Origin of the sequence: Chitinophaga filiformis (genome assembly GCF_021646545.1) — a bacterium.
GTDB lineage: Bacteria > Bacteroidota > Bacteroidia > Chitinophagales > Chitinophagaceae > Chitinophaga > Chitinophaga filiformis_A.
Genome location: NZ_JAKIRP010000007.1, coordinates 148,917 through 172,150, shown reverse-complemented (window position 1 = coordinate 172,150; position 23,234 = coordinate 148,917). Strand labels below are relative to the sequence as shown.

The following is a 23,234-nucleotide window of genomic DNA, read 5'->3' as shown; positions in this document are numbered from 1 at the left end:
TTTTGGCATTATTATCTGTAATGTCCATGTCCATGATGGTGGTGGTGAGGACGGGGATGATAGTATCCCGGTCTGTCGCGGACCACCAGGCAGCTGCTTAACCCGGAAATAAGTAGGGCGGTTATGGCGAAATATTTTAAAGCTTTCATGTTGTGAAGTTTATTAGCGTGATAAATGTTGAGTTAAGCGTCTGCAGTCCGTTTAAACTTCCTTTTCAGCTTTAATAATGATAAAACTATGCCAGATCCTGCCAGTGACTGTTATTTACTGTTAACGCCCGTAATGCGCCTTAAATCACCAAACCGGTTATCACATTTAATGATCTCTTGATCTAAATTTAACACCCGCGGCTTTTGCCGATGTATACCTTTGCGGCCACATGTCATGTTCCTCTTCCTATATGCGGCTAAGCTTTTTAATGCACTACCATAATAATTTAATATGATGTTCAAGAATGACCGAAAAATGTTGTTGAAGCAAGTTGCGAGTACCGGATTGCTGGTAGCGATAGCCGGCTGTTTTACAAATGCTGCAATGGGGCAGTCTGCTCACGTTAGCCCGTGGGCGCCTGCAGAACTTAACAACCTGCCGTCTGTAGCAAGCCTCAAAGGCGGTGTATGGCTGAAAGGGGATCTGCATTTGCATTCCAGGCATAGTAAAGAGTCTTCCAATAATCCTGTTGCCAAGATCATCGCTTTCTCCAAAGCTGCAGGCGTTGATTATATCTGCATCACCGACCACGATAATCATGTGGATGGTGATGTGGCGCATAATACATGGGCAGATCCTGAATTTAAATCAGATTCCGTATTGTTACTGTATGGCGCCGAGTGGACAACCACCCGCGGACATGGTAACGTGTTTTCTGCTAAACCTTACGACCACCAGCGCTTATATGACGTTCGTGATCAGCGGGACATTGTAATTGGCGCCGTGAAAAAGCAGTTGGGGGTACATCTGTCAGCCAATCATCCCAGTGGTAAGGACCACTTTGGGTATTCCTATGACATGATCGAGTCAATAGAAGTATGGAACTCCGCTATCTGGTCAAAGAATGAAAATGCGATCATGATATGGGATGACATGCTTTCATCCGGCCGTAAACTGACCGGCAGGGGAGGAAGTGATGCCCATCATGGCACGCCCGATACACCCGATAAGGCGACGAAGAACAGCGTACAGGCGAAAGCTAATTATGTAGCGACACCTACCACCTGGGTATACGCTACAGCAAGGACGCCGCAGGCCGTTGTGGATGCATTGACCAACGGCAGGGTATCAGTGAGCGCAAATCCTTATGCACCACGTGTTGAGTTCTATGCAGATCTCGACCAGGATGGTAAAATGGATATGATGATGGGGGATAACACCAAGCCGACCGGTAAGCCGGTTAAGTTCCGTATTCAGCTGACAGGAAAGACGGTTCCGGAAGAAACATATGCCATCAGCATTGTGAAGAATGGGAATAAATTCGATACCCTAAAAGTGACGGGTAAAAACCCTGTTGCTGAATTTACAGATACCCCGGCTACCGTGGGCAGGACTTATTACCGGGTGACGGTAGAAGGTCCGGCTACTCCTTATCCGCAGGTGCCGGAGTCCATGAAGCTGAGTGGAAATATGGTGGGCCTGTCTAATCCTATTTTCTTCAACTTCGATCCTAACTTTTAAACATAAAAAAGGGCAGTCTGCACAGGAAGCGGCTGCCCTTTTTTGTATTAATTCTCCATTTTCTCGGGGTCATAACCGCTGGCCTTCATTTCGCTGAGGATCTTTTCTCCCAGCTTCTGTCCCCACTCCCGGCCCAATACCATTGACTCCTGCACGATCTGTGGTGTTACCGCTATGACTTTACGGCCCGCCGGTGTTTTGTAGAAAGCGATCACCTGGTCCAGGTCTTCTTCCGTATAATACTTCGCGTAGACAGGTATGGTGAGGTTGACGAGATCCTCTGCATGAATGCTTGCTTTCATTTTTTCCCAGAACTCAGCCGGCACGGAAGTGAACCGCTCCTGGAAATTGCTGAGCATTTGCTGTGCTACCTGTACGCCTAATTTACCGGAGCCGACCAGTTCCAGCATTTCCTTTATTTTCTTTTCCTTGGATGTTGTCTGAGAAAATGCATTGCTAACAAAGGCCAGGCATATCAGTGCAGCGAGAATTTTTTTCATGTTGATGTTTTTAGTAAAATGATATAGGTGCTGGAAAGATAGAATAAAAAGAGAAAACAAGATACCCATATTAGTGAGGAATGGCGCGCCGTCGTATGGAAATACTTAGTCTGCGCGTAACCGGGACGTGCATGTTGATGACCATGGTTGAGCTGGTGTATTAATGACGTATAGCCTTATCAGATTAATTATCAACTCAATGCATACATGCGTACAGATTTGCATGCCTGCTATGTAAAAAAAGATAAACATCTTATTGGCGGACATTCGATTTAGATATATCTTTATATTATTAAAAGACTACATTAGTCGGCCGGCAGAAAACCTATCAGAATAACCAATTAAAATTCCATTACAATTTGCACACATTGATTTCCATTACAACAGGCCTGTAGCTTTCAGCACAGGACATTTACACTGATGCCATTCAAGCACGTCTAATTGTTGACCAGCACCTGATCTTTTCACGGTGCCGTCCGGGATATGCAATTTATTATGACTACAAGTATCTGCCAATGGCATCGCTCCCTCATTGAGATTTATCCTTCATATAATCATTAAAAATCCAATTATGCAGAGAATTAAACAATTATTTCTTGCGGGGCTCCTCATGCTTTCCGGAGCCAGTTTTGCACAGGTATCATGCTATAATATAGTAGGGTACTATCCTTCATGGGTGGAGGGCGGAGACGCCTATATCAACAGTCCTTCAAAGGTTGATTATACTAAGTACACCCATATTTGTTATGCGTTTGTAATTCCGGGTACAGACGGCAATATCGGCTCGGTTGATAATGGAGCTGTATTGACTGACCTGGTAAACAGGTGTCATGCCAACAATGTAAAAATACTTTTGTCAGTCGGTGGCTGGCTTGACGGCCGTTCCCCGGGCAATACGCCGTTTGAACAAATTTCAACCAATCCTACTGCAATCAACAACCTGTCAAATGCCCTCGCTAACCTGATCACCAGGTATAACCTGGATGGTATTGATCTGGACTGGGAATATCCGACTTCAAAAACAAGGTGGAATGCTGTGGCTACTGTACTCGGCAACAGATTCCATGGTATGGGTAAACTGTTTACAGCAGCTGTATCTGAAAGCGCTAACAACAATGGTGATAACTATGACAACGTTTCCATGTTAGACCTGGTGAACATCATGTGTTATGGTGGCGATCAGCTGGCCAGCAGTGCCATGGCTTACTGGACTGCACGTGGCGTGCCACAGAGCAAAAGAATGCTGGGGGTGCCATTTTACAGTGCTGACAACAATACGCCGGAACATATCAGGAAAGCTAATCTTGCAAAATCAACAGCAGGTGGTATCATGATCTGGGACATTGCCACAGAGTTTGGTGATATCAACGCTATTTACAACACATTAGGTAATGTTTGTAACGGTGGTACGCCTGTGCCGCAGAATCTGGCCTCCGGCAAACAGGTGACTGTATCTTCCACAGAAGTAAATACCACACAGAACCTGGTGGCAGCTAATGCTACCGACGGTAACTATGGTACCCGCTGGTCATCCGGATTCACGGATGACGAATGGTTGTATGTAGACCTGGGCGCCAACTATGACATCAACAGGGTAAAAATTACATGGGAAGCTGCTTACGCTACAGCCTACGATGTAGAAATATCAACAAGCACCGGCAACTGGGTAAAAGTAAAATCGGTTAGCGGTAATACTACGCTGGTAAATGACCTGACTGGTTTAACGGGTTATGGCCGTTACGTAAGGATCCATGGTCTGTCAAGAGCCACTACCTACGGTTATTCTATCTTCGAACTGGAAGTATATGGCGCCGCAGCACAGGCTCCTCATGGAGGAACTGCATGGGCAATCCCCGGAAAGATCGAAGCGGAGAACTATGATGATGGTGGCGAAGGGGTTGCCTATCATGATCTGACAGCGACCAATACACAGGGACAGTACCGTACTACAGAAGGTGTTGATATTGAGTCTGCCACTGAAGGTGGATATAATGTAGGTACTATTCAGACGGGCGAATGGCTGGAATATACAGTGAACGTTGCACAGGCAGGTGTATACACCCTCCAGGCAAGAGTAGCTGCAATTGCTGCCGGAAAAACATTCCATGTGGAACTGAACGGACAGAACATCTCCGGTACTATTACCGTACCCAATACTGTCGGCTGGCAGACCTGGGCTACTGTAAATGTAACTACACCGGCATTGACCGCCGGTCAGAAAGTACTGCGCGTTGTATTTGATTCCAATGAGTTCAACTTCAACTGGATCAACTTTGTACAGCAATCCCAATCCAACAACATTGCTATCAATAAAACCGTGTGGGCTTCTTCTGTTGAAACACCAGATTTCCCTGCTGCATACGCTGTTGATGGTAACGCTACCACAACACGCTGGTCATCCGGTTATACAGACAATGAATGGTTAGCTGTTGACCTGGGCGCCGCTCAGAATGTTTCAAGAGTAGTGGTGAAATGGGAAACGGCTTTTGCAACATCTTACACTATCGAAACATCCAATGATACTGTCAACTGGACGGTACAGAGAACTGTAACAACCGGTGTTGGTGGTACGGAAGACCTTACTTTCCCGGCTGTTAATGCCCGTTATGTAAGAGTACACGGCCTGAAGAGATCGACCCCATATGGCTTCTCCATCTGGGAGTTTGAAGTGTATGCAGATGCACCGGCAGCAGGAAGACTTGCAATGGCTGCTCCTGTGAAGAGTATTGAAAACAGCCTCTCTGTGAACGTATCTCCAAACCCGGCAACTAACATCATGAACGTACAGCTGAAAGGTGCTACGCAGTCATCTTTGCTGAAGGTTTATAACATCAGTGGTAAAGAAGTTTATCAGACCAGGGTTAATGGCAACGTTAACCAGGTGCAGGTAGACATTTCTAACTGGCCTAAAGGAATTTACATTATTTCTGTAGGTAACAGCCTTAAGAAAGTGGTTGTAGAATAAGTGTAACAAATAGATCCTTTTTTAAAAGAGACCGTCTCCCTATCCAGGCAGACGGTCTCTTTTTTTTATGATGACGAAGCTGTTTACAGGTACTTTCTTACAAAACGAGATCTTCTTAAAAAGATGCCTGCCAGCCAGCTAAGCGCCAGTGCATTAAAAAATACGATGAGAAATTTGGCAAATGCAGGAGTTGCAAGATCTAACAGGAACAGTTGTGTCCAGAGCACGAAGATGTAGTGAATTAAGTATATCAGGTAAGCATTGGCAGACAATGAATCCATCCATAACACAGGAGTCTTAGCCAGGGCTCTGAAGGTGGTCAGGAAGGCTATACTGCTCAATGTACAGGAAAGTACATAAACGGTATAGTAGATCATCCAGGCTGTAAATTCAGGTAATACACCTTTTACAACAAGGTTCTTCAGCACATTATATTCGCCGCTCACTGTCAGGACCGCATAGGTGATCAGTGCCAGTGCTATCCATGTCTTCCATCTGCTGACCAGTGCTGCATCCCTTGCAAAGATGCCGTTATGGAAATTTGAACTCCCGATAATGGCGCCGGTCATAAAATAACCAAAGTATAGCAGGATGCGGCTTAGCTGGAAGTCGAAAGGTCCCCGGCCTGTCCATGTGCCGGCCCCTATATTATAGGCTACCGGTACATATAATATCCACGTCAGTAAGGCTAATAAAAGGAAACAAAGCAGTGGACGGTTACCAAGCCGGTCGATCCTGTTGCCCGTGTTGGAAAAGAAATTTTTAGCTGGTGAATATATCAGTGCGAACAGCAGGTTAAACGCAAACAGTACCCAAATGAACCAGGGAGGACCAACAGGCCATTTTTCAACGGTAAAGAAGTCAACTACATATGCTTTGATACTGATATCGTTATGAGCTAAATAAAAAGATGGAAAATGGGCAATAAGATTTGACAGGGTTCCAATGAAAATAAAAGGTATGAACAGTCGCAGGCATCTGTCCCTGATAAAAGCCATTGTGCCTTTTTTCGCGATGCTTTTTGTAAGGAATAGTCCTCCGATGAAAAACATAAGCGACATGAAAAATATGTCGTTGAAGTTCTCAAAAATATCCAGTCCTATCCATCTTTTGTTATCAACAATTGGATGAGTGGAGTTGATGTAGGCTTCCTTGTTGAAATTAGCGAATGTCGTATAAGCAAGACTCGAGTGATGTGCAACCACCAGTACAGTGATCGTAGCCCGTAAATAGTCTACCCATGTGTCGCGTTGAATGTTTTTTATCATTTTTAGTGTGACCTGAAACGGTTATGTTGACAAGTTGAATATTGCAAAATAGCCTGTATTAAAGTCGTAACCAGCGTCAGAAAGTTGCATGATACTGATGATCTGACCAGATTTTCATTAATTTGCCGGTAAACATCCGAAAGCATACATCTATGAAACACTATCTTCCTGTAACCTTGATGACATTACTGTCAACTATCCTGTTCTCCTGCCATCAGACAGCGCATCGGAAGGAAGCGTCAGCCGGTGAAGCAGTAAAGATAGACAACAAGGGGGTGAATATTAACTATGATGACAGTAAGAAGGGTGATACCACCCTGCTTTTTGTGCATGGTTGGTGTATCAATAAAGATTATTGGAAAGATCAGTTTGGCTTCTTCCAAATAAAATACCGTGTAGTGACGGTGGACCTTCCTGGTTTCGGGGCTTCTGGTAAGAACAGGGAAAAATGGACGGTAGAGGCATATGGGGAAGATCTCTCGGCAGTCATCCAACAGCTGGATTTAAAGAACGTTATCCTGGTCGGGCATTCGATGAGTGGTTTTATCATTGTTGAGGCGGCGCTGCGTAATAAAGACCGGGTGATCGGACTGGTGGGCGTGGACAATTTCAAGAATGCAGGATGGGATCCGCCGCAACCTGATACGGAAACTGTTCGCTTCTTCGAAGGCGCCAGGCGAAATTATAAGCAGGTAATATTGCCTTTCGCCAGGCAATATTTATTCTCGTCCACCACGGATTCGCTGATAAAGGCAAGGGTTTTGAATGACATCACCAGTGTTGATACTGTCATTGCTATTGACTGCCTGGAGAGGAATGAGCAATACCCGGGTATTGAGAAGCTGGCTGGTTTGAAAAAGACGATCTACTTAATTAACAGCGATTACACATCCACAGATACCGTTGCCCTGATGAAAAAAGGCATTTCATATGTGCTGTTGCCGATGCATGGAACAGGACATTATCCCATGAATGAAGATCCTTCGGGATTCAACGCGGTGCTAACAGCGGCAATCAGCAAAATAGCTGCTTCGCGTAAAGAGCCATAAAACGGCAAAAAGACTACATCACGTAGCCTTTTTGCTTACATCTGGTTGACCATCTGCCTGTGAGTTGTTAAACCTTCAGATCATTGAAACAGGCAGAAGCTTCTTCTATTAACGTTTGCATCAGTATCGTGGCTTTAGTATGTTTTAGTATGGGGGCTATCTGTCCTCCCCAGAAATAAACCATGTCCCATTTTTGCTGTTGAACAGCAGCACTTCTCAATGACGACATAAATGTGGATTGGAGGGGAAAGGGGAGGTAGGCGTTTTCGTTGCCGGTCTCTCTGGTGATCCTGTTGGCCAGACCCCGGCCCAGCCTGCCGGTAAAGGCCTTCGACAATGTGGTGTACTTTGCGGCATCAGAGAATAACATTTGTTTGTGAACAGGCAGCGCGTTAGACTCATCTGTGGCCAGGAAGGCGGTCCCGACTTGTGCCGCGTCTGCGCCAAGCGTCAGCGCTGCAGCGATACCCTTGCCGTTAGCAATACCTCCGGCAGCGATAACAGGTATTTTTACCTTTTCCCTTATCAGTTGAAGCAATACAAAGGTACCGGTGAAAGAAGACTCCGTTGAGCTCAGGAATGAGGGCCGGTGCCCGCCGGCTTCAAAGCCTGATGCAACGATCAGGTCTACGCCGGCATTTTCAAGTGCGATGGCCTCATCCAGCGTAGTGGCCGCACCAGCAGTAATAATGCCCAGCTTACGGCACTGTTCCAGTATGTCTGCTGATGGTATACCAAACACAAAGCTGAAAACCTTCGGGCGGATATCCAGGATGACCTGTACCTGGTTTTCAAACCTGCTTTTAAATGGCGCCGGCTTTTCAGGGAAAGGAACGTTTGCTTCGTCAAAGTAAGGCCGGAAAAGTGCTTTCACCTGTTCATATGTGGTTTCGGAGACTGCTCCATTAGTGGCGTCCGTATCTGAAACCCACAGGTTGATATTATAAGGTTTGTCAGTAAGTGCTTTGATCTCTTGGTCTATAGTGATGATCTCCTGTGGCGTCAGTGTATAGGCTCCGTAGCCGCCAAGTCCGCCCGCATTTGATACAGCAGCCACCAGTTCGGCTGATGAAAGGCGACCACCGAAAGGGCCCTGAAAGATAGGGTATGCAATACCCACTTGCTCCGTTACTTTTGTATTATACCACATGATTAAACTATTGTTGTACGTCGCTGATCATTTTATTGACGATGAACCATCTGCCATCTATCTTATGGAAAGATAAAAACTCGTGATAATTAAAGTCATACATTTTTACCTTTACTTCAGCCACCGCAATAGAGTTTACAACATTAACGGATATAATATCTCCTTTAAACGGCTTTCCTGAATCTTTAGGGCTTTGACGATTGGCCACACCATCCAGGTATTGATCAAGCGTTTTAGCGTAAGGCTGTCCTTTTACATCTCCGAAAAGTAAAGTTCCGGAATGGTATACTGGCTTCAAAAGATCAAGATTGCCTTCATAAATGCCTTTGAAATAGGAGCCCTCCAGTATTTCGGAAATAGCTGCTACATCAGCTTTTTGCGTGTCCATATGATTTGTCTTTTGCGCTTTTATGGTCAGCGGAACGCTGACCATAAAAGCGAGTATTAATAATAGTTTTTTCATATTAATTCAGATGATGTCCGGCGCCTGCGCCACCGTCCACATTGATGATGGTGCCGGAGATGAAGTTACTTTTTGCCACGGTATAAACCATTTCCGCAACATCTGTCACTTCACCGATGCGGTTCAATAAATGAAGACCGGCAGTTTTATCAGCATCTTCGCCATGCATAGGCGTACGGATCGTGCCTGGCGCGACGGTGTTTACCCGTATGTTGTCTTTACCGAATTCAGCTGCCAGCTGAAGTGTAAGTGCATGAATAGCTGCTTTGCTGGACATCGGTGCGGTGATGGGTACACCACCCAGCGCATGGTAGACCAACGGAGTGCCGATGTTGATCACTACGCCATCGTGTTGTTTCAGCATCTGTGGAATAACCGCCTGCGTAGTGAAATAGGTACCTTTCAGGTTAGTGTTCAGAAAGCGGTCCAGATAAGCTTCGTCCACTTCAAGGAATGGTTTGGTTTCAAATATACCGGCGTTGTTTACCAGTACATCCGCAGAACCGAATTTTTCAACTGCAGTGGCTACCAGCTTTTCACCTGTCTTTTTATCGCTCACGTTACCCGCTACCATAGCCAGGTTGCTGCCTCCGCCGAGTTCTTTAAATGCTGCTTCGAGCTTGTCTGTAGTAGTGGAATTGATGACTACGTTATCTCCTCTTTCCAGGAAGTACCTTGCTACTTCCTTACCAATACCGGATGATGCACCGGTCACTATGATTGTTTGCTTTTTCATTGTTGCTTATTTTTTATCTGCTGTGATTCCTTTTTCACGGAGAACAGATACCTGTTCGCCTGCAAATCCCCAATCGTCCAGGTTCACTTCCTGTATGACAACATGTGTCAGCTGAGGATCTTTATTGAGTACATCAGTGATCAGGTCTGTTACACCTTTGATCAGTTGTTGCTTTTGCTCACGGGTGACGCCTTCACGGGTGAGTTCTATCTTTACGTAAGGCATTTTTTAAATTTTTAGGGGTGATGAATATCAGGCAGCTTTAGCAGTAATCGTTACCTGAAGATCGAAGTCATTGTAGATGAGTGTATCGCCGAGATCTTTGAAGAAGTTACCGGAGCGGAACTTAATACCGTATTTGGTGCGGTCTATTACCAGCTTTCCGTATGCGGTCACTACGTCGCCATGGTCGGTATTGACAGTTACATCGAAGCTAACCGGGTGAGTGATACCCTTGATGGTAAGGTCGCCCTGTACGTGTTTGCCGGATACGCCTGTGATCTGCAGGGTAGCTTCAGGGTATTTATCGATAGAGAAGAAATCGTCTGAAGCCAGGTGACCGGCAAATTGTGCATTTGTAGCCGGATCTGTTACGTCCAGGATCTTGATGGAGGTAGTGTCTATTACAAAGTTACCACCTGATAATTTGCCATCAGTGAAGATCAGAGTACCTTCTTTGATACCGATGGTTCCATTATGTGCGCCGGTTACTTTACGACCGATCCAATCAATATTACTTTGTGCATTTACGATTTGAAATTTTTTCGTTTCCATTTTGTGTATGTTTAATTGTTTATGTTTGAATTGACAACACAAAGAACGGAAGGAATTTCAAGGTGGTTACGTGACGTACATCACATTCAGTAATTATGTGACATAGATCACATCGGGAGGGTTAACGGGCATTATAAAGCCTGCTGAGGGTCTCACGTGAGATGCCCAGATAGGCGGCTATCAGGTGCTTGGGTACCAGGTTATATAATTCGGGGTAGAGGGTCAGCAACTCTTCATAACGTTTTTTAGCATCATTGTTCATGAAGGAAAGGAGCCTTTTCTGTGAAGCTACATAACCCCTGTTTGTTCGCCAGCGAAAGAAATGTTCCACCTGGTGTATTTCAGCACAGAGCTTTTCGCGGTCTTCACTTTTCAGGCACAGTACTTCGGCATCTGTGATACAATCAACGTTGATGGTAGCACGGGTATGACTATAAAGCGCGTTATAATCAGATGTCCACCATGTAGGCATAGCAAACTGCAGGATGTACATCTTAACGTCGTCATTGATGAAAAATGCCTTCAGGCAGCCGGAAATCACAAAGTATTCGCAGTCTACCTCATCACCCTCACTAATGATAGTCTGTCCCTTTTTAAAGGACAGGTGCGTAAAATGAGAAAAGAAGTAGTCAAACTGCTCGTCAGTCAGCGTTGCGGTTTTCGAAATGTGCTGTTTTAGTAATTCCCGGCTATTCATGTTTTAAAGATAGGAATCTGTGGTGATAATTTAAATTGGTGGATAAATTGGTGATTTTCAGTATCTTACTGCTGGTTTTGAAGAGGGGCGTCCGCCGTGTTTTTCTTTCCCCGCTTGATAAGTTTATGGGGCTTTGCAAATACGGGCTACCCTTACAATTATTTGATTGTAAGGTCATTATTGGGCCTCCGTTCAAATTGGATATCTGCCGTTCAACCTCCTATATTTTCGCTTATACCTCTATTTTGCCGTTCATCAATTCCGGCTACCATTCGTGAAACAAAAATTACCGTTCGTATTGGTATCTGTGAAGGAAATGTTAACCCCGTCATATCTTTACGTCATCAAACAAAACGGAGTATATCTCCAAAGAAAATGACAAACACTTTTTCGGATAAGATGATAGCTCGCCTTCATTGAAGAGCTATAACCACCGGAAATTCCCACCCTGTAACACGAACCTACAGTACAGAATTTAACGGAGTTGCGAAGCGGCTCAGCAGGTACATGACCTGGGTTTTATTCATTCGTACAAATTTCCAATTTACAATGTAAAACTTACAGTCGTTGGCTATATAGATTGCCATTGCAGGCACTCTCGTAGGTCATCACAAACAACGGGCTACATGTCAGTAATACTGGCGTCATAGCTATTTGCCCCCGCATGACAGGCATCGTCTGTCTGCTTTTTCCCCCGATAAGGCTTTAGGAAAAAAACACGATTAAAAGTCGTGGAGGCGGAGCTATGCCCATTACACAGCGATTCATTCACCCTTATAAATCACAAAACTATGGCCTCACTAGGTAAAAAGATCTTATCCGCCTTCATTGAAGTGGAGGATAAGACAAAAAATGAGGAAGATGCCGGAACGCAGTCTGTGCAAGCATCTTCGCCTCCTCCGCGTAGTACGGAAACACGTGCTCCTGCGGATGCTGACAACAAGTTCAGCGATTACTTCAACAAGCTGTTTGCAGATGCAAACCTGCCAGGGCCGGACTATTACGAGTTCGCTAAAATGATCGAAGCGATGCATGTCATCAAAGATGAAAGTGCCCGCTTTAGCGCTGCCTATGCCGGTTTACAGGCACAGGGACTGGACAAACAGAAGCTATTGTCTTCTGCCCAGGAATATGTGAAAATACTGGACGCAGATGCAGCGGCCTTTCACAGCACGGTAGATCAGGCATTGCTGGACAAGGTGCAGAACAAGAAAAAGGAGATGGACCAGGTGCAGCAACAGATACAAAAGCTCTCGCAGGAAATAGTGAACCTGCAGCAGCAGATCGGGGTGCTCACACAGGAAATAGCAGAGAATGAGGAAAAGATCGAAAACAACAGCAGCGGTTATGATGCTGCGATGACCAGCAGCAGGAATAAACTGCTGCAGGACATAGAAAAGATAAAGCAACACATACTTTAAAACAATGCAACATGAATGAAGTAATGAACAGGGCCGTAAAAACAAACTGGTTTTCCGAGCCTAAAAATGTCGCCACCGCCATCATAGGTATTTCCCTTTTTGCCGGCTTAGGGTATGCGTTTGCAACCTATGTACTGCCATGGCTTGTTTCCGTGACCTGGAACCTGATCAACCTGGTCATTGGTGGTGTAATACTCGGTTTTCTACTGATGCTGGTCACCAGCAAAAAGTTCTGGCGCGCGCTGAAATATTTCTCGGAGTTCATCGCCAACTACACGATTGGTCTCGCTATAGAACTGAATCCATTTGCGATTCTGCAGGCAAAGATCGATCAGGGTTATGAGGACAGGAACACACTGTTCAAACAAAGCGCGAAACTGAAAGGTAAGCAGAGCGAGTTGCTGGACAAGCTGAGAGAAAAAGAAAAGGAGTTACAGCTCAACATTCAGAAGGTGAAGATCCTGCAGAATGAAAGTAAGAACAACAGGCAGATAGATCTGTACGCCAATAACGTGATCCGCTGCAGGGAATACATCGACAATGTAACGCCCATCGTGGGTGACCTGAACAAGCTGGTTTCTTTCGCTGACGCTGCATACGAGGAGAGCGGTATTATGCTGGAAGATGCAAAGCTTGACCTGGAAGCGAAGAAAGACCTGTACTACTCTGTTACCACTGGCTTATCGGCCGTGAGCAGTGCAATGAAGGCATTCAAGGGCGACGATGGTCTGAACCAGGATGCTGAGAAGGCGCTGGCCATACTGAAAGTACGTATCGGGGAGAAGATCGGCCATATCAAATCGGCCATCGATGTTACCTCCCGCTTTATGGACGATAAGGTACTGGAAGACAAGGCTAAGTCTGCACAGGCAATAGAACTGATCAACAGTTTCGATGTACACTCCGATTTCAATTATACGCAGTCTGCCCTGAACAGGAACAGCGATAGCGGAAGATTGAAGGGTGTACAAACACCAGACAGGCACAGAGGCTTACTGGATTAATATTTATCACAACGCAATTTTTAAAACTTACTAAACACAAAATAAAATGGCAATCAAATTAAAACCCGCAGGAAAACTTTTCATTATTGCTGCCGTAGTAGCAGCCGGTATCTTAGGTGTAAGATGGTATCAGGGTCGCCCGAAACAGGTGGGCGAATCGCTGGAAGTAGGCAAGGTAGTATTGCCTGACGCGCCTGAAGCATCTTTAAGTGGTAACGCTGTAAAAGTCCCTTTACCCGGCAGTGAACCCGCAGGTAATGGCGGTACACAGATCACCTGGTTACGTATGGCATGGAACAGCCAGTTCTCAGCAATGTATGCCAACGGTGGTGTACGTACTACCAAGGGGTCTTTGTTTGATAATGCGAAACTGGACATTACCTATATCAGGCAGGACGACTGTAACAAGCAGATGGCTGACCTGGTGAAGTTTGCCCAGGACTATAAAAAGGATGCCAATACACCGGGTGTGTTGATCACCTTTATGGGAGACGGTATGCCTGCTTTCATGACTTCCCTGTCAAAAGAGCTGGAACCACTCGGACCTGAATATCAGCCTGTGATCATACCTGTTACACACGGTAAATCATATGGTGAAGACCAGGTAATGGGTCCTCAGCAGTGGAAGGCAGATCCTAAAACCGCTATCGGTAAATGCGTGGCAGGTGTGCTGCGTGACGGAGACATCAATATTCTGTTGAAATGGGCGGGCGACAATGGTCTGAAGGTAAACCCTGACGAAACCACCTACGATGCTACTGCTATCAACATTATTGCCGCTAACGACTTCCTGGATGCGCCTAATAAGTATATCACCGGTTATACCGAAAGCCGCAAGGTAGTGGTAAACGGTAAGACTACCGGTAAGGACACTACTGTAGGTGTGGATGCTGTTGCAACCTGGACACCGGGCGACGTGAATGTGTCAGTGAAGAAGGGTGGACTGGTGACTATCGCCAACACAAAGCAGTACGCTTCGCAGATGCCTAACCAGACCATCGCCATCAAAAAATGGGCATACGATCACAGGACCGATATCGAGAATATGATCATCGCCCTGGCACAGGCGGGCGACCAGGTACGTTCCTTCAATGAGGCAAAAGCCTTCGCTGCCAAAGTAAGTGCTGAAGTATATAATGAGCAGGATGCTGCTTATTGGCTGAAGTATTACGATGGTGTGGAAGAAAAGGATATCCAGGGACTGAAAGTAACATTGGGAGGATCCGCAGTATTCAACCTGCAGGACATGGCCAACACCTTCGGATTGGGTGAAGACAAAATTGACCGATATAAAGCGGTGTACAACACCTTCGGTACACTGATGGTGAAGATGTATCCTGCGCTGATGCCTTCCTTTATGCCTTATGAGAAAGCAGTGGATAAATCGTTCCTGTTCTCCGTGTTGTCAAACCACCCGGAACTGCTGGAAGGTAAAGCGATTGAGACAAAGTATGCTTCCGAGATCACTTCAGAAGTATCATCAAAGTCTTACAGCATAGAGTTTGAAACCGGCTCTGCTGTGATCAAATCATCTTCATTCAAAATGCTGAATGAGATCTTCGAATCTGCCGTAGTAGCGGAAGGTCTGAAGGTAGGTGTATACGGACATACGGACAACGTGGGTGCTGATGCTACCAATATTCCGCTGTCAGAGAAGCGTGCTGCGGCGGTACAAGATTACCTGGTGAGGAAAGGGCTTTCTGTAAATCGTGTGGAGGCAAAAGGTTTTGGTGCATCCAAACCTGTAGCTGATAACGATACAGAGGCTGGCAGAAGACAAAACAGAAGGGTGGAAATCGTCTTAGGTCAGTAACAATTAGCCCGGATAGCCGTCTGGCATGAAGTCAGCGGCTATCTTTTTCTTCCCGGTCTTAAACATTATCTGCATGAAGAAGTTATTTCAACCTTTTGCCGTCATTAGCAGGCAGACATTTCTGATTATGGTAGTGGCACAGGTAGTATTGTCGCTGACGCTGTGGCATCTTACCACCGATGGATTAATGCCGCAGCCAGGTAAAGTGCTGGCCGCCCTGGCGCACTTATCTACCACAAAAGTGCTGATAGATAATGTGCTGGTGAGTCTCTTACTGACCATGCAGGCGATGCTGTACTCCATTGCTATTACACTGGTTATCGCTTATTTATCTGTATTGCCGTTTTTTAAAGGTATCGCGCTGTTTATTGTGAAGTGCCGGTATCTCACATTGGCAGGGCTCATATTCGTTTTTACGCTGCTTACGCAGAACGGAAGTGCGCTTAAACTATGGTTGCTGATATTCGGTATTGTCCCCTTTTTTGTTACGTCTTTTCTGTCGGTCATCGTGCATATTCCCCAACAGGAGTATGACCTGTGCAAGACGCTGGGTTATAACCGCTGGCGGATCTTATACGAAGTGATCATCATCGGTAAGGCTGACAAGGTACTGGAAATAATACAGCACAACTTTGCTATATCCTGGCTGATGATCACCATGGTAGAAGGGCTTAGTATGAGTGAAGGCGGAATAGGAGCGCTGCTGATCAAATACAATAAGTATAACGATCTGACCAATGTACTGGCATTGCAGCTGCTTATCTTCCTGCTGGGATTGTTCTTCGATTACCTGCTGGCAACCATCCGTAGCTGGCTGTTTCCTTACACCAGATCACAAAAAACAACACGATGACGTACACAAAAGAAGAGGTGCTTTTGCAGGCGGAGCATGTCAGCCTGAGTTATGGTGACCGTGCCATTTTAAGGGACGTCAATTTTACCATCCGCAATATTGTACGTCCTGGTATGAGCCAGGGACAGGTGGTGTCTCTGTTAGGCAGGAGCGGTATTGGTAAAACACAGTTGTTCCGCCTGATGGCAGGGCTGCAGCAACCATCTGCAGGAACTATTACCATATATGGTAATAAGAAAGTGGAAGCAGGCGACATGGGCGTTGTATTCCAGCATTACTACCTGTTTGAATGGAAAACCATTTACCAGTCGGTAATGATGGCCTGCAGGCAGAACCCTGCCTTAAAGGGAAATGAAAAGGATGCTATAGCAAAATGGGCTGAAGCATTCGAAATAACAGACATCCTGCACAAATACCCACAGCAATTGTCTGGCGGTCAGCGTCAGCGTGCCAGTATTGTGCAGCAGCTTTTAAAAGGATCGGCCTTTCTCCTGTTTGATGAACCCTTTTCCGGACTTGATATCTGTGTATTGGATAAAGTGGTGGAGATGTTATTGCAGGTATCTGTCTCTGATGAATTAAAAACCCTTGTGATCGTCTCGCACGATATTGAAACAAGCGTAGCCATTTCCGATACTGTCTTCATTCTCGCAAAAGAAGAAGGACAGGCAGGTGCTACTGTAAAACAGGAAATTGACCTGTTGGAAAGAGGCCTGGCATGGCAGAAAGACGTACGGCGTGAAAAGGCCTTCGCTGATACGTTGGATGAAATAAAGGCCAGTTTATAATTTAATAACGGGTCAGCTCCTGTTATCCCTTACCTGAAATACCTGCGCAAGAAGCGCATTTGTTAACCCAACAAGGCCGTCTCATTTGAGGCGGCCTTCGCTTTTTCTCTTTTCTGAGGATGTTATTGCATATGCTACACGTTTACCTGCACTGCCTGTGTCCTATTGCATCGGCTTCGTGTTCGCCCGGAGTCTTATCCTCCATATCAGAGACGTTTCCGCAACATGCTTAAAAAGACAGGTGTGATACCTAAATACGCAGCAATATGTTTTTGCGCAATTCTTTGTTCAAGACCCGGATAACGTTTTTGAAACTGAAGATACCGTTCCTCCGCTGATTGTGAAATGATGGCTGTCATCCTGCGCTGGTACAATACCAATCCATTCGCAAAGAAAATACGGAAAAAGCGTTCAAATTTAGGGACTTTCTCATACAGCATTTCTACACTTTCATTACTAAGAAACAGCACTTCCGTATCTTCCAATGCATCTATTGTATAAAAGGCCGGTCCTCCGGTGTAAAAGCTGGATAGATCAACTGACCACCAATCTTCCGGGGCAAAGGTGACGATATGCTGGACGCCTTTATCGTCTGTATTATACATGCGCAGGCAACCTTTTACAACAAAGTAAATGTACCTGCTGATATCCCCGGTTTTCAGGAGGATAGTGTTTTTCTTCACTTTTTTAGACAGCAATAAGGACTGAACATATTCAATTTCTGAGGGATCCAGAGAGATATGTTTTTCGAAATTCTTCAGAATTGATTCGTTCATCTTTTGCTGTTTATTAAAAGGGGGGTGGCGCTATGATATCCTGTGATTTCTTTACAGGAGCACTTTATTGGTAGCGATCAGCCGCCAGTCTTCCAGTGCGGCCAGCCTGTGTGGCTCGGCATCTGTAAGATACGCGTTGCTGCTAACAATACGGCTGAATGTGGAGAAATCAGGATATTCAACAATCGCCACATCATCCCACTGCTCGTCATCCGGTGCTACAAGGCTTATGCCTACATTGCCCAGGAACAGTAATTTAACATCATCATCAGCGGTAATTCGCCTGAATTCCCTGACATATCGCTGCATATAGACTTCCCGGCCGGAACAGGGTGAAACACCTGCAGCATTGTTATAATCCGCATATTCTTTATAGCGCAGCAAATTTAACATATATACCGGTCCATTGGCCGCTAATGTGCCTGTTGTCTGTAAGGCTGATTTATTGATCTCCGTTGTTTTCATTGTGCGTTGCTACATTTGGTTTATGGACATTGGATACCGGCCCGGCCGTGCCTGCATCCCTTATTGTTTGTAGCAAAGTAACGGGATTACGATAAGATTAAAATTAAAGTAGTTTTATAAAAAGCGAAGGCCGCCTCATCTGAGACGGCCTTCGCTTTTTATCTTTTTCAGAAGATGTTATTACATCACCTGCATACTTTGCGCTCCTACCTGCATTGCCTGCGCGCCCATTACGTCAGCTTCATGTTCCAGTCCCGGATCATCATTTACCGGCGTACCTGTTTTCATCTGTGTGGTAGCCTGCACGCGTCCCTGCTTTTGCTGGGCTACATGCCATGCTTCATGAGGTAAATGCTGTTCCTGTCCCGGTGCTATATGGATATCCGTTCCCTGTGCATATGCCAGCGCATTCAATTGTGCTGGTTGGGAGGAATTGTAGTGTACCTTCACATCATTCATACTCATGCCCGAAAGTTGCTCCACCCCAGATTTTAACTGGTCAGGCATGCCGGTATCATTCTGTTTCAGCTGTGCGGCGAATTTTCCCATTACTGGCGGTTCTTCTTCCGGTAAGGTCGCTTTCTGCAGTACAAACTGTGCGGGCACTTCTTCTTCCATATCATCCTGCAGTTGCGTAACAAACCGACCTTGCAGCAGTTCATCCTCTTGCGCCTGTACAGGAGCATCACTGCTTTTCTTTTGGAAAGGTTTTACGGCTTTGAACTGTATGCCGTTGGAGGAGGTATTTTCTGCAGCGGAACGACGGGTAGCCTGTTCTCTCTGGAGGGTATGATAAGATTGGGACATAAGCAATAAGGGAATTACTGCTGAAATTTAAGAAATATTCGGGTTTATTTGCGGGTTAATTTGGACAAGATTGTAAATGGTTGATTTTTAGGATAGTAGGGTAAACAATGCTAGCCAGGTAAAGTTTATTACTGCATCGAACACTACTCTCGCTGCTGCACGCCAGGTAAATCTCAATTCTTTGCTGCTGTCAGCCATCAGGTAATTCGAGTACTTCCCGACCAGTCATTCTTTTTCACCGTAGGAGTTATGCACCGCCTGCTATATTGCTGGAGCATACGTCAGTAGCATCACATAATCGGTATTAGCCGGAATAGCTTCTCAGCTGAATAGTAAAACATAGCACTGCAGGAAAGAGGTAAGCCTATTTGTATTGATACAAATAAAATATGCTATGAGTTAGCAGTGTAAATGAAAATGACAGCATAGTCATAACACAAACGATCCTTTTTTTATAACTTTTATTATCTTTATTTCTACAATAATAGCCCCCAAAAATTTTAACCACTTAGTTGTTGACCTAAACTGTAGCAAATCAATACTGAACTTCGAAAGATAACAGCTCGACATTGGTCGGGCTTTACAACAAGTTCCCCCAGATATTTTCAAGATTGTTTCTCAATTAAGTTAACAATTCCTTAAAACCCTAAAATTTCATTTTATGAGATTAAACATTCAACTATCAATTGGCATCTGCTTGTTATTAGCATTGTCTGTTGCCGGCTGCAGGAAAGAGCTTAGAACGGACAACGGCTTGTCAGGTAATTATGATGCTACCAACGGGAACAGCGAAGAGGAAAAGAACGCCAGCGTCAAAGCGATAGGCGGCCCATATTCTGATTGGTCAGGTAAAGTCAGTGTTGTTTTAGTTTCAAAGGATGTTGGACCAGGCGACTTAGTTCAAGGAGATGTTGCTGTTCCCGACGATTACGTGCTCGTGGGAGGAGGTGCCTATAATTATCAGGGCGAACCGGGTTCTTTCCTGACAGCATCATATCCGGGCAGCGATCTGAAAACATGGTATATTGAGTCTAAAGGTCGTCCAGGTGTAACGCCTTATTATCTGGCATGTTATGCTATAGGTCTTAAAATACAAGGGATATCAAGTGCTCAGCTGAAAGATTATATAAAGCTGGTTTCCGCTACATCGGGTGTTGCATCCAAACCATCGGCATCTGCAAGTTTGACAGGTACCGGATACACCTTGATAGGTGGTGGAGCTAAAGTCAATTGGAGTGGTGCAGGCAATTTTCTAACCGATAGCCATCCCTTTGGTACTGAAAATGCCTGGTACGTTGCAAGTAAAGACCATATTACAAGCGCACCTGCTTCGATTACGGCTTATGCAATTGGCATTTTGAAAGACATCCCAAATTTTGGTTCTTTAGATATTGGATCTGATATAGCGACCTTAGTTCCTCAGTGTCTGTCAGTAAATGAAGGTTCTGTTGAGGCTAAAATTCCTCAGGGATGGGTACTTACTTGTCCGGGGGGAGCAGCAAGATACAGGCAATACGGCAGGATGATCATCGGCATGTATCCTTCCATGAGTTTCAGCAGTAGTAGTGCTCTTCTTAAAACAGGTAGCAGTCAACAATGGGATTGCGGAGAGTCTACAGTATACGCTATGAGAATTCAAAAAACGAAATAAATTAATTTTCAACTATGCCAGGGTTTTCCGCCGTAGTAGCGGTTTACTGGCTGTTGCCAGGATGTAGCCCGCGCCAGGGAGCTTTCGTCTATTTCCACGAGTTGGTCAGGCGGAGATCCCTGGGGCGGGAAACCCTTCTGTTGTCCAGTCCAGGAAAGAACAACAAAAGGGCTAAGATTATTCAAATACCTGCGTAGGGCTTCATCCGCGAAAGATCACCGAATAGTTACAAACCGGGTAAAAGCTGATTGGCCAGGGAAGGTTTCAAACTTATTTAGCATCACTCCATACCGGCTTGCAGCGAGTGAAGGATAAGATAACTGTGCACCTGCCGCCAGCTGTTGTGGACCACTTATGACTACTGTCATACTATTTATCACCTGAGACAAGCCTACATAAATGGGAAAATTGAAATTGTTCCTCACTGTGATCGATCCGGGCGACGAACTTGTGGTTACCGTAACGTTGTTGGTCGGACTGGTTCCTACATCATAACCCTTTATCTGGTCGTGCCGGATAGCGGATGTGCTAATCGTACCATCGGAACAAGTGAGTGTTAGCTGAATATCATACGTCTTCAGATTGTCTATTCCCGTAGCTATAGTTACGATATTGTTGGTAGGCGTTGTAATGGGATAATTTGTAAATGGGCCTGTTGAGTTGTATTCTTTAACACCCACAATTGCAGAACTCCAGCCGGTGCTATTGATCTGCACACCAAAGGAGAACGGTGGATCTTCCACGCCGTTTTCAAAAAAATAGAAATTCTCGGCATCACATGTTCCTAATATAGTGGGTGGGCTGATTGTGCTTTTATCAGTAGTCTCGTTTTTAATACTGATATCCTTAACGGCATTTTTAATACAAGACGTGAAGAGGCAAGCAGATAGACCTGACACGACAAATAGCTTGATTAGTGTTTTCATGGAAATTTTATTTTTATTTATAGGGTGAACTTTTTTGTAAGTACTAAAAAGCTGATACTACAGCTTTGTTTATGTAAGAAAAGTCTGATGGGTTTAACAGCTGCCAAAAGAATGGCAGGAAGTAACATGAAACAGGTTCAGGAAATTATTGGATAAAGCTAGGGAAAATATATGTCACTTTTTTGTCTGTTATAGCTATTGAATATACGGTAGCCGTTCGCCGTGTCGGTATTCACTTCCAGCAGGGGTGCTTAATGCAGGATTTATATGATAGATAGGATGGGGTACTTATTGCAAGACTTCCGTTGTCGGTAGCAAGGAACAACAACGGAAGCTCTGATTGTAACACTAACGAAATCAAAAAAACTTAACTCTTAGGAAAACCCGGATCAGCCTTCACTTCCTTGATCTGCAGCGTATGCCTTGCATTATGCGCTGCTATGAACAGGATCATCTGGTAGGAATCCAGGCTGCCAAACGGCATGGTGAGCACATGGCTGCGCAGGTCGTCGGGGGTTGACTTAACATAGCTGGTGAGCTTTTCACGGCTGTTTTTCAGACTTTCCAGTGCTTCAGTCATGGATTTGAAAGGCGAGTTCTCTGGTTTCAGCTTATCGAATGTCTGTCTTTTTTGCGAGCGGTCTTCTACTCCCTTCACAACCTGTTCATCGGTCATTTTTATTTCCGAACGCTTCTCAGGATTGGCCGCTTGCTTGATGCCGGCATCTGTGGTTTCCCATAACATCTGTTCTGTGGTAGCAATATGGATCACGCATTCTTCCACGCTCCAGCGGTCAGGGGCAGGTTTGTATTTCAATTGTGCTTCACTGAGTCCTTGTACTTCCTGCAGCAGATCGTTCTCTGTGCTCTTCAATAAATCGATAGCTTCCTTTCTTTCCTTTTTGGTAAGTGGATCGCCCGGAGCTATAAATGCAAATGCAGCCAGGGTGACTGCGAAGAAAAGTATCTTTTTCATAATGAGCAATTGGTGGTGATTATTAGCAGCAAAGTTACCACCTTATTCAGATTCCTGCATGGGGCGAAAAAGACAAAAAAAGGGGCGAATCGGACAAAATAGTATCCAGTGTCTCCACTGCAACCAGTCAGATACGCCCCGGCATAAATTAACACTTGTATGGTTTACCAGAACAGCGGCTTCGGTTCATCTTTCCAAAGCAGCAGCCGGAAGGCTTCCTGGTGATTGCCGTTTCCGATGGTATGTTCATCCTGTCCTGCCTGCAATTTGAGTTTATGCAGGATACCGGAATAAGCACCTACCCACAATGTTGTTCCATCATCCGATATTGCCATTCCAGAAATGGTCGAGCCCAGATAATGCCGCCATAACTTTTTGCCTTGCTTATCTATCGCTCTTATATACCCGTATGCATCGGCCAGGATGTAATGATCAGCAGTTGATAGTCCCGCGTATACACGCATTTCTTCGTCAATCACTA

At 45.2% G+C, this 23,234-nt stretch carries 24 protein-coding genes; 9 read left to right on the top strand and 15 right to left on the bottom strand.

Annotated features, from left to right (window positions below):
* Positions 1-11 precede the first annotated feature (11 nt).
* On the bottom strand, positions 12-149 hold the full coding sequence (locus tag L3C95_RS18720) for a hypothetical protein (RefSeq protein WP_236389821.1): 138 nt from the start codon (positions 147-149) through the stop codon (positions 12-14).
* Between the two features lie 292 nt (positions 150-441).
* On the opposite strand from L3C95_RS18720, the gene L3C95_RS18715 reads away from it, so the two are divergent.
* Positions 442-1,671: a CehA/McbA family metallohydrolase gene (locus tag L3C95_RS18715; RefSeq protein ID WP_236389818.1), complete on the top strand. Its 1,230-nt coding sequence runs from the start codon at positions 442-444 to the stop codon at positions 1,669-1,671.
* A 47-nt stretch (positions 1,672-1,718) separates the two neighbouring features.
* Here the strand turns inward: L3C95_RS18715 and L3C95_RS18710 are convergent, their stop codons facing one another.
* A complete protein-coding gene (locus tag L3C95_RS18710; protein ID WP_236389806.1) occupies positions 1,719-2,171 on the bottom strand; it encodes a DUF2059 domain-containing protein in 453 nt (150 codons plus the stop codon).
* 571 nt (positions 2,172-2,742) lie between these two features.
* Here L3C95_RS18710 and L3C95_RS18705 point away from each other — a divergent pair.
* Complete coding sequence (locus tag L3C95_RS18705) at positions 2,743-5,136, top strand: discoidin domain-containing protein (RefSeq protein ID WP_236389804.1); 2,394 nt, start codon at positions 2,743-2,745, stop codon at positions 5,134-5,136.
* 83 nt (positions 5,137-5,219) lie between these two features.
* Here the strand turns inward: L3C95_RS18705 and L3C95_RS18700 are convergent, their stop codons facing one another.
* Entirely contained in the window at positions 5,220-6,404 is a 1,185-nt protein-coding gene (locus L3C95_RS18700; protein ID WP_236389803.1) for an acyltransferase family protein, read from the bottom strand.
* Between the two features lie 152 nt (positions 6,405-6,556).
* Between L3C95_RS18700 and L3C95_RS18695 the strand changes: the two genes are divergently transcribed.
* Entirely contained in the window at positions 6,557-7,453 is an 897-nt protein-coding gene (locus tag L3C95_RS18695) for an alpha/beta fold hydrolase (protein ID WP_236389801.1), read from the top strand.
* Positions 7,454-7,520: 67 nt separating this feature from the next.
* Here the strand turns inward: L3C95_RS18695 and L3C95_RS18690 are convergent, their stop codons facing one another.
* From L3C95_RS18690 to L3C95_RS18665, 6 genes are all read right to left on the bottom strand, one after another.
* Positions 7,521-8,603 (bottom strand): NAD(P)H-dependent flavin oxidoreductase, encoded by a 1,083-nt coding sequence (locus L3C95_RS18690; protein WP_236389800.1) that lies wholly within the window; start codon positions 8,601-8,603, stop codon positions 7,521-7,523.
* A gap of 7 nt (positions 8,604-8,610) precedes the next feature.
* Complete coding sequence (locus L3C95_RS18685) at positions 8,611-9,066, bottom strand: nuclear transport factor 2 family protein (RefSeq protein WP_236389799.1); 456 nt, start codon at positions 9,064-9,066, stop codon at positions 8,611-8,613.
* 1 nt (position 9,067) lies between these two features.
* Positions 9,068-9,802 (bottom strand): SDR family NAD(P)-dependent oxidoreductase, encoded by a 735-nt coding sequence (locus L3C95_RS18680; protein WP_236389796.1) that lies wholly within the window; start codon positions 9,800-9,802, stop codon positions 9,068-9,070.
* 6 nt (positions 9,803-9,808) lie between these two features.
* Positions 9,809-10,027, bottom strand: coding sequence for a tautomerase family protein (locus L3C95_RS18675; protein ID WP_089831844.1), 219 nt, complete (start codon positions 10,025-10,027; stop codon positions 9,809-9,811).
* Positions 10,028-10,054: 27 nt separating this feature from the next.
* Complete coding sequence (locus tag L3C95_RS18670) at positions 10,055-10,576, bottom strand: YceI family protein (RefSeq protein ID WP_236389793.1); 522 nt, start codon at positions 10,574-10,576, stop codon at positions 10,055-10,057.
* A gap of 121 nt (positions 10,577-10,697) precedes the next feature.
* Entirely contained in the window at positions 10,698-11,273 is a 576-nt protein-coding gene (locus L3C95_RS18665; RefSeq protein ID WP_236389792.1) for a Crp/Fnr family transcriptional regulator, read from the bottom strand.
* A 791-nt stretch (positions 11,274-12,064) separates the two neighbouring features.
* Between L3C95_RS18665 and L3C95_RS18660 the strand changes: the two genes are divergently transcribed.
* The 5 genes from L3C95_RS18660 (at position 12,065) to L3C95_RS18640 (ending at position 17,152) form a co-directional block, all read left to right on the top strand.
* On the top strand, positions 12,065-12,694 hold the full coding sequence (locus tag L3C95_RS18660) for a hypothetical protein (protein ID WP_236389788.1): 630 nt from the start codon (positions 12,065-12,067) through the stop codon (positions 12,692-12,694).
* A gap of 11 nt (positions 12,695-12,705) precedes the next feature.
* Positions 12,706-13,698, top strand: coding sequence for a hypothetical protein (locus tag L3C95_RS18655; RefSeq protein WP_236389786.1), 993 nt, complete (start codon positions 12,706-12,708; stop codon positions 13,696-13,698).
* A gap of 46 nt (positions 13,699-13,744) precedes the next feature.
* Positions 13,745-15,511, top strand: a complete 1,767-nt coding sequence (locus L3C95_RS35125; protein WP_317207696.1) for an OmpA family protein — start codon at positions 13,745-13,747, stop codon at positions 15,509-15,511.
* Between the two features lie 73 nt (positions 15,512-15,584).
* Complete coding sequence (locus L3C95_RS18645) at positions 15,585-16,364, top strand: ABC transporter permease (RefSeq protein WP_236389775.1); 780 nt, start codon at positions 15,585-15,587, stop codon at positions 16,362-16,364.
* Positions 16,361-17,152, top strand: a complete 792-nt coding sequence (locus L3C95_RS18640) for an ATP-binding cassette domain-containing protein (protein ID WP_236389773.1) — start codon at positions 16,361-16,363, stop codon at positions 17,150-17,152. The genes L3C95_RS18645 and L3C95_RS18640 overlap by 4 nt, the downstream gene beginning before the upstream one ends.
* 206 nt (positions 17,153-17,358) lie before the next feature.
* On the opposite strand, the gene L3C95_RS18635 is transcribed toward L3C95_RS18640, so the two are convergent.
* From L3C95_RS18635 to L3C95_RS18625, 3 genes are all read right to left on the bottom strand, one after another.
* Entirely contained in the window at positions 17,359-17,928 is a 570-nt protein-coding gene (locus tag L3C95_RS18635; RefSeq protein WP_236389770.1) for a Crp/Fnr family transcriptional regulator, read from the bottom strand.
* 51 nt (positions 17,929-17,979) lie between these two features.
* The gene (locus tag L3C95_RS18630; RefSeq protein ID WP_236389763.1) at positions 17,980-18,393 is read right to left on the bottom strand and encodes a hypothetical protein; all 414 of its coding nucleotides are present in this window, start codon (positions 18,391-18,393) and stop codon (positions 17,980-17,982) included.
* Positions 18,394-18,573: 180 nt separating this feature from the next.
* Entirely contained in the window at positions 18,574-19,200 is a 627-nt protein-coding gene (locus tag L3C95_RS18625) for a DUF4157 domain-containing protein (protein ID WP_236389761.1), read from the bottom strand.
* Between the two features lie 661 nt (positions 19,201-19,861).
* Here L3C95_RS18625 and L3C95_RS18620 point away from each other — a divergent pair.
* Positions 19,862-20,851, top strand: coding sequence for a hypothetical protein (locus L3C95_RS18620; RefSeq protein ID WP_236389758.1), 990 nt, complete (start codon positions 19,862-19,864; stop codon positions 20,849-20,851).
* A 215-nt stretch (positions 20,852-21,066) separates the two neighbouring features.
* Here L3C95_RS18620 and L3C95_RS18615 read toward each other — a convergent pair whose 3' ends face one another.
* The 3 genes from L3C95_RS18615 to L3C95_RS35255 all read right to left on the bottom strand — a co-directional run bounded on the left by L3C95_RS18615 (position 21,067) and on the right by L3C95_RS35255 (position 23,217).
* Positions 21,067-21,777, bottom strand: a complete 711-nt coding sequence (locus L3C95_RS18615) for a hypothetical protein (RefSeq protein WP_236389755.1) — start codon at positions 21,775-21,777, stop codon at positions 21,067-21,069.
* A gap of 367 nt (positions 21,778-22,144) precedes the next feature.
* Positions 22,145-22,753: a DinB family protein gene (locus L3C95_RS18610; protein WP_236389754.1), complete on the bottom strand. Its 609-nt coding sequence runs from the start codon at positions 22,751-22,753 to the stop codon at positions 22,145-22,147.
* A 164-nt stretch (positions 22,754-22,917) separates the two neighbouring features.
* Positions 22,918-23,217, bottom strand: coding sequence for a hypothetical protein (locus L3C95_RS35255; protein ID WP_410683392.1), 300 nt, complete (start codon positions 23,215-23,217; stop codon positions 22,918-22,920).
* Between the last annotated feature and the right edge of the window lie 17 nt (positions 23,218-23,234).